Raw genomic sequence first — 7757 nt, 5'->3', positions numbered from 1 at the left:
CTCGGCGTCCAGGCCGGCGGCCCACTGCCCGATGGCCAGCAGGCTGCGCGCTCCGGACAGCACGGCCCCCACCGCCACGGCCAGGATCACCTCCAGCCGGTGCCTCATTCCCCGGGCGCACCTGGGATCGGGCACGGTGGACAAGACCTGCATCAGGCTCGGCTGGCGCCCAGCAATGTTGATAGGGGAAGATGGCATAGCGGCGCGGCTCCTGACGACGAAAGGGTGCGTAGGACACACCCATCGTCACCCCAGGAACCGCGCCGCACCCCCACCAACACACCCACGACTACGCCGACCCCCTGGCTCGGCCCGGGAGTAGATCGGGAATCGCAGGTACACCAGATTGGCGGGGACGAAGACCTCCCGCCCGTGCGTCAGCGACCAGGCGCGCTGCCACCGGATGGGCAGCCGGGGGTCGTAGTGGACCAGCGTGGCCCCCTCGGCGGCGAGCTCGCGCTCCGAGCACCGGGGGAAGCGGCGCGGGCCTACGGCGGCGGCGCCGAGCTCGGCCTCGGTCGCCATGACGATGTCGGCGTCGTTCCAGGTGCACGACCCAGGTGCACGACGAGTACCTCTCCAAAGACTCGACTATGGAGATGTCCCTGGCGCGGAGCGGGTCGATGGCCCCTCCGGCGCCGTCGAAATTGCCCTGCGCATTGGAGTGGGTCCAGTTGCGCTGGGTGCGCAGGACCGCGGACGGGTTGTCCAGCAGGGAGGTGAAGATCGAGAAGGGCGGCTCGTCCTGGCCATTGGGAAGGCGGACGGACTTCGAGACCAGTCCGCAGGGGGACTGGAGCCGGCGGGCGCGGCGCAGGCCAGCCGGGCTGGGCTCCTTGAGATCGCTCGCGTACATGATCAGCTCCTGCCCGAGGCGAAGCCCCGGGAGCGGCTCCCCCGCGGGGAACCGGCGAGCATCGTGCCCCGGCACGGGCGGTGTCGCCATCGTGCGGTCTCGGTCATGATCCCTCCTGATCAACAGCGGGATCGGCCGTCCGTCGTTCCCGCATCCTGTTCGGTGACAGGAGAAGCATCGCGGGGGAGGACCCGCCCGGGGCTCCTGCACGAGGGCGCGATTCCCTTCTCTCTTCGACCGGCCGCGCAGTCCGGGCACCGACCCGAAGGGCGGGGCGGGTCCTCCTTCGGGAGGAGCGCGCGCGGGCTCACGGGCGGGGCGGGGCGGCCCGGGGCGCCGGCGGGACGGAAAAAGGTGGCCGGCGCGTGACTTTCAGGTGCGCGGCGGCTCCTGCGCTCACGGGGAATGGCGTCATTGCACCGCTTCGTGGCGGGAGGAGCGGGGGATGGCGGGTGAAAGATATGCGCCGGCCACCTTTTTGAGCCCCAGGACCGACCGTCGGCGGCCCGACGGCGCCCGCAGCGCGGCGGGCGCCGTCGTCACTCCTCCTCGCGCGGCTCCCCGGATTCCTTGCGCGGCCGGCCCCGCCCGCGCATGGGGGCGGCCCTGACGCCGCGGCCGGCGTCGGCGAGCGCGCGGCGCAGGATGATCTCGATCTGGGCGTTGACCGAGCGCAGGTCGTCCGCCGCCCACTTGGCGATGGCCGCGTGGACGGCGGGGTCCAGTCTCAGCAGGACCTGCTTGCGCCGGCTATCCGCCATCGGCGTTCCTCACGCGCGCCGGGGCCTCATGAGCACAGGGAGCCGATGGGTCCGGCTCGTGGGGCGGCGCGTCCACGTCACGGGGCCTCACGCGTACAGGGAGCCGGTGTTGACCACGGGCTGGGTGCGCTGGTCGGAGCACAGCACAACCAGCAGGTTGGAGACCATCTGCGCCCGGCGCTCGTCGTCCATGGCGACGACGTCGTCGTCCTCCAGGCGCCTGAGGGCCTGGTCGACCATGGTGACGGCGCCCTCGACGATCTGCTCGCGGGCGGCGATCACGGCGCCGGCCTGCTGACGCTGGAGCATGGCCTGGGCGATCTCGGGGGCGTAGGCGAGCGAGGAGATGCGGACCTCGACGATCTCCAGGCCGGCCAGCGCGACCCGGGCGGCGACCTCGGTGGCCAGCTCGGCGGAGACGACGTCGGTGCCCCCGCGCAGGGAGGTCTCGCCGGGGCCGGGCTCGTCGTACGGATGGGTGGTGGCCACGTGGCGCAGCGCGGACTCGGCCTGCGCCTTGATGAACTCCTCGTAGGCCTCGACAGCGAAGACGGCGCGGGCGGTGTCGGCCACCTGCCACACGACGATGGCGGCGATATTGACGGGGTTGCCCTCCAGGTCGTTGACCTTGAGCTCACTGGTCTCGAAGTTGTGGACCTTGACGGAGACCTTCTTGCCGGTGGTCAGCGGCAGGACGAGCACCATGCCGGTGCGGCGCACGGTGCCGATGTACTGGCCGAAGAACTGGCGGACGCTGGTCTGCCCGGGGACGACAATCACGAAGGAGCTGACCAGCAGCACGACCACGAGCGTGACCCCCACGAACCCGCCGACGACTCGGGCCACCGCCCCCGGCTCGCCCGCGTCGGCGGCGTCGATATTGGCGACGGCCAGAACGATCAGGCCCGCCATGATCGCCAGCAGGAGGATGAGGGCGAGGAAGGCAGCCGCGGGTCCGGCGGCGCGCGCGGGCCTCTCCGCGATGTCGACGCGACCGGGGATCCGGTCAGGCGCGCTCGGCGGACGCTCCAGGGCCGGGTCGGTCGGAGCAGCAGGGGCGGTGGGACTGGTGGACATGAGAACCTCCTTGGCTAGCAAAATGATATCTATTTTTCTGCCCGCCGCAAGTTCTGGGGCAGCACCCGACGCGCCCCATCAGCCCCGGCCGCTCCCAGCCCGGGGTCTTCCGCCCGATCCGCTTCCAGGCGGCACCACGCCCCCGACCAGACCAGGCGGCGTCACGCCTCGGCCCGGCGGCTGCGGAGTGCGCCTTCGGACCCGTCGCAATAGGCCGCGAGCACGAGGGCTCCGACACCGACCTGCTGTTCCACATGGACGAACCGACGGGGCTCGCGGACCTGTTACACCCGGAGCCCGGGCTTGAGGTGATCCTGGGCGTCGACGTGAACGCCGTCCCCGACTCGGCCCTCACCCCCTTCATGAAGAGCCGAGTGATGTCGGAAGCCGTGCCGCTATGGCTCCTGCGAGCAGAGCTCCCGAAGAGATCCTCCACGAAGCACCGGCGTTTTCTCCCCAGGGCGGCCGGCACCGCCCGAGACGCGGCGGTCACCGATCCCCTGAGACACGGCACCGCCCGAGATATGGTCCGCGCCGGCTTCCGGCGGCCCTCGAGATGCCTGGACGCGTCGAGGGCGTCGCAGAAGAGCTGCGCACGCGCCCGGCCACGACCCGCCGAGCACCTGCGCACGGCAGCCAGCGGGGAACCGCACATGGGAGAGAAGGGCATTCGCAAGTGAAGCGCCATTTTTCGTTGGAAATATGCGGATCATCCGCGATCGTCGAGATGTGTTGACGCGCTCCCATGTGCGCAGGCCCCCCTGTGCGCACATGGGAGCGCGTCAACACATCTCGACGTCATGAGCAGAACCGCGGAATAACAACAAAACCTGATGCCCATCCCGCCGGGCCCCCGCCCTCCCATGTGCGTACCGCCCTTCGTATCACGCCACTGACCCCGTAAGACGGCCGAGGGCGCCGGCGACCCTGCGGTGAGGGCGGCTCGCGCACACCCCTCGGACCTTCCGGAGCCCACCGGTGCCGGTGAGGTCGGAACCGCCGCGGGGCACCGTGCGGATCCAGCATGACGGCGCCCGGGCCACCGCCGGCGACGGCCGCGATAGCCGGGGCGAGCAACCCGAACAGGCCCGAACAGCCTCGGCCAGGACGATCCGCCCCGCCGCAGCCCTCACGGGACCCGGCGCCCTGCCGCGGCCAGGAGCCGGCGCAGCTCGTGCAGGTCACGGCAGACGACGTCGCCGTCCCAGGCCCCGCCCACCGCCACGACGACCGCCCCCGCAGCCCGCGCCGCCGCCAGGCCGGGGGCGGAGTCCTCCACCGCGGCCGTGCGCCGGGGCTCCGCCCCCAGACGCCGCGCCCCCAGCCGGTACCCCTCCGGGTGGGGCTTGCCGCGCTCGACGTCATCGCGGGAGACGATGACCGGCGGGTCCAGCCCGGCCGCCCCCAGGCGCGCGCGGGCCAGGCGCAGGTGCGCGTTGGTGACGACCCCCCAGGGCAGACCCCGCTCGTCCATCCAGGAGACCAGCCCCAGGGCGCCGGGGGCGGGGCGGACGCCGTCGGTGTCCGCGCACTCGCGCTCCAGGTGGGCGGCGACGTGCCCGGCCAGCTCCGCCTCGCCGATGCCCGGCAGGAAGCGCCGCACGGTGGTGGCGGCGTCCGGGCCGTGGCAGACCGCCAGGACGGCGGCCGTCTCGACGCCGTTGGCGCGGGCCCAGGCGGTCCAGGCGGCCTCGACGGCGTCGGTGGAGCTCACCAGGGTGCCGTCCATGTCGAGGAGGACGGCGCGGCAGGGGGCAAGATGGTGCGCGAATGAGGTCATGCACCTATTAAACTCGTGAGCCGATCAAAATGCTAGACGGAGAACCGGAAAAGCCCATGACGCACCGACACAGCACCGCCGATCAGCTCCGCTGGGCCCTGGCGGCCGACGTCTGCGCCCTGGTGCGCCGCTCCCCCGGCATCACCCGGGCGCGGGTCGCCCAGGAGCTCGGCATCTCCAGCGGCACGGCCGCCGACCTCGTGACACGCATGCGCCAGGCCGCCGTCCTCGACGAGGGCGCGCCCGTCCCCCGCGGCCGCGGGCGGCCCACCTCGGCGCTCACCGCGCACCCGTCGGGGCCGCTCGTCATCGCCGTCGAGATCACCGCCACCGGCTGGCGGACGGCGACCGCCGGCCTCGACGGCCACCTCACAGCCGCAGCCCCCGCCCCTCATCGCGGCCGGGCCCCCGCCGACGTGCTCGCCCCCGTCCGCCGGGCGGTGGCCGCGCAGGCGAGCGAGCGTGCGGGCCGGGTGCGGGCCGTGTCGGTCGCCGCGGCCGCCACCGTCCGCGAGGGGACCGTCGTCCAGTCCTCCGTCCTGGACTGGGACCGGGTGAGCCTCGCCCCCCTGGCCGCGCCGGGCGCCGACCTCCTCGTCGCCAACGACGCCACCTGCGAGGCGCTGGCGGAGTCCCGCCGCGGCGCCTCGCGCGGCTCGCGCAGCACCCTGCACCTGACCGTGCTCACCGGCGTCGGCGGCGGCCTCGTCCTCGACGGCGCGCCCGTGCTCGGGGCGACCGGCCTGGCCATGGAGGTCGGGCACCTCCCCCTCGGCGACCCGGAGGCGGTCTGCGACTGCGGGGCGCGGGGCTGCTGGGACACCGTCCTGGGGACCAGGGCGCTGGCCCGGCGGCTGGGGGCCGACGACGACTCGGCGGCGTCCGTGGGGGCGGTCATCGCCCAGGCGGACCCCGCCAACCGCCCGGTCCTTGCGGCCGCGGCCGCAAGCCTGGGCCGCGGCCTGGCCGGGCTGATCAATATCACCGACCCCGACGTCGTCACCCTCGGCGGGATCGGGCCGCTCCTGCGCGACCACTCACCCCGGGCCTTCGAGGAGTCCCTGGCGGGCGGCCTCATGCGGTGCCTGCGCGGCGAGGCGCCGCGGGTCGTCGTCGGCGAGCTCGGGGCCGACGCCGCGCTGGTCGGCGCCGCCGAGGCCGCCCTGGACGAGGTCGCGAGCCCCGCCGGCCTCGCCGCCTGGGCGGCGCGGAAGCCCGGCCGGTAGGCCCTGCCGGCGGGGATCCCGGCCGACGACGCCGGTGCGCGCGCCAGCCGCCCCCCTTCACCGAGATCGGTCGTATTCCGGCTCGAGATCGGTTCACTTCCGCGCCGAGGTCGGTTCGAAGCGCCCGCCGGGCGCCGCCATCCCTCGACTCCCGTCTCGGGGAGCCGGTCGAGACGGACGCCGGCCCACCCGCACCGCCGTAGCCTGGGCCCATGAGCACCGACGCCCCTTCGCTCTTCGACGCCGCGGCGGAAGGCGGCGGCCCCGTCGTCGACGACCCGACGCGGCCGCTGGCGGACCGGCTGCGGCCGCGCGCGCTGGCCGACGTCGTCGGGCAGGACCACCTGCTGGCCCCGGACGCGCCCCTGGGGCGCATGATCGAGGCAGGGCGCCTGTCCTCCATCATCCTGTGGGGGCCGCCCGGCTGCGGCAAGACGACGATCGCCCGGCTGCTGGCGGAGCGCACCGGCCTGACCTTCGAACAGGTCTCGGCGACCTTCTCCGGGGTGGCGGAGCTGCGCAAGGTCTTCGCCGCGGCCGCGCGCCGCCACGAGGTCGGGCAGGGCACGCTGCTGTTCGTCGACGAGATCCACCGGTTCAACCGCGCCCAGCAGGACTCCTTCCTGCCGTACGTCGAGGACGGGACGGTCGTGCTGGTGGGCGCCACCACGGAGAACCCGAGCTTCGAGCTGAACGGCGCCCTGCTGTCGCGCTGCCAGGTCATGGTGCTGCGCCGCCTGGACGAGGCCTCCCTGGCAGTGCTGCTGGAGCGCGCCGAGGCGCTGGCCGGCGGGCCGCTCCCGCTGACCGGCGCCGCCCGCGCGGCCCTGCTCGCCATGGCCGACGGCGATGGCCGCTACCTGCTGGGCATGGTCGAGCAGGTCCTGGGCTGGGCGCGCCTCAAGGGCGCCGGAGGCGCCGAGGCGGCTGACAGCGCTGAGGGCGCCGAGTACGAGCCGCCCCGAGGACCTGAGGACGACGCCGCAGCTGGAGGGCCCCGCACCACCGACGACGCCGACGGCGCGGGCACGCCCACGGCCTCCGGCACGGCCGCGGCCTCCGGCACGCCCACGGCCTCCGGCACGGCCGCGGCCTCCGGCACGCCCACGGCCTCCGCCGCCGAGCCCCCCGACGCCGCCGCGGGCGGCGGGGGGCTCCTGAACGCCGAGGAGCTGGCCGTCGTCGTCGCCTCACGGGCGCCCCTGTACGACAAGTCCGGCGAGGAGCACTACAACCTCATCTCCGCCCTCCACAAGTCGATGCGCGGCTCCGACCCGGACGCCGCCCTGTACTGGCTGGCGCGGATGCTGGCCGGGGGCGAGGACCCGCTGTACGTGGTGCGGCGGCTCGTGCGCTTCGCCAGCGAGGACGTGGGGGTGGCGGACTCCGGGGCGCTGACCGTGACGCTGGCCGCCTGGGACGCCTACGAGCGGCTCGGCTCCCCCGAGGGGGAGCTCGCCATCGCCCAGGCGGTCGTCTACCTGGCCACCGCGCCGAAGTCGATCGCGGTCTACCGGGGACTGGGGCGGGCGCAGAAGGCGGCGGGGAGGACGGGGTCGCTCGCCCCGCCCGCACATATTCTCAACGCGCCGACGCGGCTGATGAAGGAGCTCGGCTACGGGGCCGGCTACCAGTACGACCCGGATACCGCCGACGGCTTCTCGGGCGCCGACTACTTCCCCGACGGCTATCCGCCGCCGAGCGACCGCAAGCCCTTCTACGAGCCGACCGACCACGGCTACGAGCGGCGCATCCGAGAGCGCCTGGCCCACTGGGAGGCCCTGCGGCGGGAGCGGCGGGCCTCCCGGGACTGAGTACGAGCGGGCACGGGCAGGCCGAGCAGGGCTACGACGTCGACCTGCTCCGCCGACGCGGAAGAAGGGTCATGGGCGACGTGAGCACCCGCACCCAGCGCGGGCCTCAATGGCTGCCGGGTTGGCTGACAGCGACGTCGTTGAACGAGTTGCGCACGATGTGGATGATCTCAGCGGCCATACGTCGGGCCAGAGTCTTAATGGCGTCGGTCAGCCCAGCGTTGCGGTTCCCTCCTGGGCGGC

The 7757-nt window shown here is 73.9% G+C and carries 8 protein-coding genes; 3 read left to right on the top strand and 5 right to left on the bottom strand.

Annotated features, from left to right (window positions below):
* The 4 genes from O145_RS18290 to O145_RS12310 form a co-directional block, all read right to left on the bottom strand.
* A partial coding sequence (locus O145_RS18290; protein ID WP_169740356.1) for a transposase family protein occupies positions 1 to 198 on the bottom strand: 198 nt, incomplete at its 3' end.
* A gap of 48 nt (positions 199 to 246) precedes the next feature.
* Positions 247 to 525: a YcaO-like family protein gene (locus O145_RS16645; protein ID WP_052375108.1), complete on the bottom strand. Its 279-nt coding sequence runs from the start codon at positions 523 to 525 to the stop codon at positions 247 to 249.
* Between the two features lie 870 nt (positions 526 to 1395).
* Entirely contained in the window at positions 1396 to 1617 is a 222-nt protein-coding gene (locus O145_RS12315; protein ID WP_043563438.1) for a type II toxin-antitoxin system antitoxin, read from the bottom strand.
* 87 nt (positions 1618 to 1704) lie between these two features.
* The gene (locus tag O145_RS12310; RefSeq protein WP_043563436.1) at positions 1705 to 2694 is read right to left on the bottom strand and encodes an SPFH domain-containing protein; all 990 of its coding nucleotides are present in this window, start codon (positions 2692 to 2694) and stop codon (positions 1705 to 1707) included.
* A 53-nt stretch (positions 2695 to 2747) separates the two neighbouring features.
* On the opposite strand from O145_RS12310, the gene O145_RS16635 reads away from it, so the two are divergent.
* Positions 2748 to 3374, top strand: a complete 627-nt coding sequence (locus O145_RS16635) for a nucleotidyltransferase family protein (protein WP_324252503.1) — start codon at positions 2748 to 2750, stop codon at positions 3372 to 3374.
* Between the two features lie 449 nt (positions 3375 to 3823).
* Here the strand turns inward: O145_RS16635 and O145_RS12300 are convergent, their stop codons facing one another.
* The gene (locus O145_RS12300) at positions 3824 to 4474 is read right to left on the bottom strand and encodes an HAD-IA family hydrolase (RefSeq protein WP_084682595.1); all 651 of its coding nucleotides are present in this window, start codon (positions 4472 to 4474) and stop codon (positions 3824 to 3826) included.
* Between the two features lie 56 nt (positions 4475 to 4530).
* Between O145_RS12300 and O145_RS12295 the strand changes: the two genes are divergently transcribed.
* Together O145_RS12295 and O145_RS12290 are read left to right on the top strand one after the other, a co-directional pair.
* Positions 4531 to 5700, top strand: a complete 1170-nt coding sequence (locus tag O145_RS12295) for an ROK family protein (protein ID WP_043563434.1) — start codon at positions 4531 to 4533, stop codon at positions 5698 to 5700.
* A gap of 212 nt (positions 5701 to 5912) precedes the next feature.
* Positions 5913 to 7514, top strand: coding sequence for a replication-associated recombination protein A (locus O145_RS12290; RefSeq protein WP_043563432.1), 1602 nt, complete (start codon positions 5913 to 5915; stop codon positions 7512 to 7514).
* Positions 7515 to 7757: the final 243 nt, after the last annotated feature.

This window comes from Actinomyces israelii DSM 43320 (assembly GCF_000711965.1).
GTDB lineage: Bacteria > Actinomycetota > Actinomycetes > Actinomycetales > Actinomycetaceae > Actinomyces > Actinomyces israelii.
The sequence above is the reverse complement of the archived record's forward strand: the minus strand, read 5'-3'. Positions and strand labels throughout refer to the sequence as shown.